The 1,328-nt window shown below is 70.8% G+C and carries 1 protein-coding gene; it reads left to right on the top strand.

Going from position 1 to position 1,328, the window contains the following annotated elements; genetic code table 11:
• Positions 1–1,284, top strand: a 1,284-nt coding sequence (locus tag D452_RS0127100; RefSeq protein WP_239646470.1) for an outer membrane protein assembly factor BamB family protein, incomplete at its 5' end; no start/stop codon positions are given.
• Between the last annotated feature and the right edge of the window lie 44 nt (positions 1,285–1,328).

The raw sequence follows: 1,328 nt of genomic DNA on the forward strand, positions 1-1,328 counted from the left end.
GCCTGTTCTGTGCTGGGGTTCGGGGGTGTCTCGGTGAGCCACCAGGAGTTGGACGGTGAATGGTCGGACGCCGCCGTACCCGGGACTGTCTCGGAACTGGCGTGGGAGTGGACCGCCGAGGGGTACACGGGTGACCTGGGGGTGACCGCGCTGCCCGGGGGCGTGCTCCTGCGTATGTCGCACGGTGTGGTCGCGCTGGACGGTGTGACCGGTGAGGAGCGGTGGAGGTTTGCCGTGGAGGACGAGGACGTCCCCGTACGGACGGACGTGTCCTCGTCCGGAGAGCGGGTCCACGTGCTCTACCCGGACGACGCACCGGGCGAGGAGTCCGGGGACGCCGACGGAGACGACTCGGCGGGGGTGCCCAGCCGGAGGGTCGTTCTCGACGGAGTGACCGGCGAGATCGTCGGCGACCTGGAGGAGGAGATCACCGGCGACATCGAGGAGCTGGGGGTCTTCGACGTCGGGACCGCCACTGATGCAGGCCTCTTCGAACTGGGCTCCGAGCCGCTGCTGAGCGGTCGCATGCTCTCGGACGAGGACGGTTCGGAGCTGTGGCGGACCGAGGACCTGTTCACGTGTGACGGCGGGAGTGTGGACCGGGCCGATCGGCCGGCGGTCTTCCCCGAGGCGCTGGTCGTGCGCGCGGAGTGCGGCACGGATGAGGCCGAGCTGGTCGCCCTGAACCCCGAGGACGGAGAGATCCTCTGGCACCTCGAGGGCGCGGGAGCGCGCCCCTCCGCCGATTCGGTGCGTGCCGTGGGAGACCTGCTCGCCCTCGACCAGGGCGGGGACGGTTACTGGGGCGAGGAGTTCGCCGAGGCGGTCGTGCTCGACCCGGTCACGGGTGAGGTCGTGGGCGACGCCGCGGGGAGCGGCGAGGACTGGTACCCGGCGCGCACGTTCGGGAACGGGTTCCTTGTGTCGCGGCGCGAGTCCGGGGCGGACGCTGTCGGTTACGAGCTGCGCCGGTTCGACGGCCGGGTCTCGGCCACCGCGGCACAGGCGGTGGAGACGTCGTCGCCCGGGGCGTACGTGATCGCCCTCGAAGACGCGGTGGTCAAGTTCGCGGATTCGGGAGACGGCGGGCCGATGGTCAGCGTCGCTCCTTGGGAGGGAAGCGAACCGTTCGATGTGGATGTGCCCGAATCCACCGATGTCGCTCTGCCTTCGGGGACCAGGCAGCCGGAGGGTCGGTTCGAGGCTGTCCACGGCGCCGTGGTTCTGGTCGACCTGAGCGGCGCCGAGGGCGAGGGGGTCAAGGTGCTCGGCTTTGGTGAGTAGGCCCCGACCGTTTCTCCGGTGGGCGAGCGCTGGAGTGGCCGTGG

Origin of the sequence: Nocardiopsis prasina DSM 43845 (assembly GCF_000341265.1) — a bacterium.
Classification (GTDB): domain Bacteria; phylum Actinomycetota; class Actinomycetes; order Streptosporangiales; family Streptosporangiaceae; genus Nocardiopsis; species Nocardiopsis prasina.